Source organism: Lentilactobacillus hilgardii DSM 20176 = ATCC 8290 (genome assembly GCF_000159315.1).
In the GTDB taxonomy this organism is placed as follows: Bacteria; Bacillota; Bacilli; order Lactobacillales; family Lactobacillaceae; genus Lentilactobacillus; species Lentilactobacillus hilgardii.
On sequence record NZ_GG670015.1, the window covers coordinates 1 to 1,021 of the forward strand.

Genomic DNA, 1,021 nt, shown 5'->3' on the forward strand with positions numbered 1-1,021 from the left:
CGTCATTAATTCTAGCTAGTGTACAAATGAAGCGGGATTTTTTGATCACAATTTCATGTATCCCGTTCTTTTTGATGGTTAGTGATGGATTCGTCAAAAATATCTCTCCTATATTTTCGTATTTAGTTACGAGGTGTTTACATGATTAATCATATATCAGAGTTGTTTGGGCGCCAAATCAATAGTTTAGAATTGTCGCCGACAATTAAGCAAAACCCAATGGTAACATTTCGACCGGCCATTATTATAACAAAAGGCAAAATTTGTTGCGCTCGTTGTCATGCAAAGCTAAAGCCGGTGGAAGCAAGATTGCCGTACCATCATTATTATTGTTATGTGTGTATCCAGATGGGGCGGATGGATACGCGTCATTCTTTAGTGACCTTCCCAGAGCCAAATAAATTTCCGGTTATCGAGTCGCCAATGTCGTGGCAGGGGCAACTGACCGATTTACAGCAGCAGTGTGCGAATCAAATTGTAAAAATATTTGAAAAGAGGCAGCGCCATCTTTTGTGGGCGGTTACAGGTGCCGGAAAAACGGAGATGCTCTTTCCTGCGATCAGCTGGGCAGTCTCCCAAAGACTGCGGATTGGTATTGTGTCACCAAGAGTTGATGTGTGCATTGAGCTTTTTCCCAGAATTCAATCAGCGTTTAAGAAGGTTTCCAGCATCTTGTTGCACGGAAAGGCAGAGCAACCTTATCAATATAGTCAAATCACAATTTGCACAACTCATCAATTATTAAGATTTTACCATGCATTCGATGTCATGGTTATTGATGAAGTTGATGTATTTCCATTTTCTGGTAATGATATGTTGCACTATGCTGTCCAAAATGCGGTTAAACTGGGTGGTGGGATCTTATATCTGACTGCAACTCCTGATGATGCTTTAATGCATAAAATCAAGCGAAAAAAATATCGGTTAGTTATCTGCCGATTCGATACCATGGTCACTTGTTACCAACAGTCAAAATAGTTAAAAATCAGCATTTGAAAAGACTGGTTGACCAAGGCAGACT

At 40.3% G+C, this 1,021-nt stretch carries 1 protein-coding gene and 1 pseudogene; one reads left to right on the forward strand and one right to left on the reverse strand.

Annotation, left to right across the window (positions count from 1 at the left end):
• Nucleotides 1-97 (reverse strand): annotated as a pseudogene (locus HMPREF0519_RS13745) (YigZ family protein); the annotation flags it as partial.
• Between the two features lie 44 nt (nucleotides 98-141).
• On the opposite strand from HMPREF0519_RS13745, the gene HMPREF0519_RS12675 reads away from it, so the two are divergent.
• Nucleotides 142-978 (forward strand): DEAD/DEAH box helicase family protein, encoded by an 837-nt coding sequence (locus tag HMPREF0519_RS12675; protein ID WP_003636914.1) that lies wholly within the window; start codon nucleotides 142-144, stop codon nucleotides 976-978.
• The last annotated feature ends 43 nt before the right edge of the window (nucleotides 979-1,021 follow it).

Excerpts from the sequence above, each read along its gene's own strand:
- HMPREF0519_RS12675 (WP_003636914.1), top strand. The coding sequence starts at position 142 with ATGATTAATCATATATCAGAGTTGTTTGGGCGCCAAATCAATAGTTTA.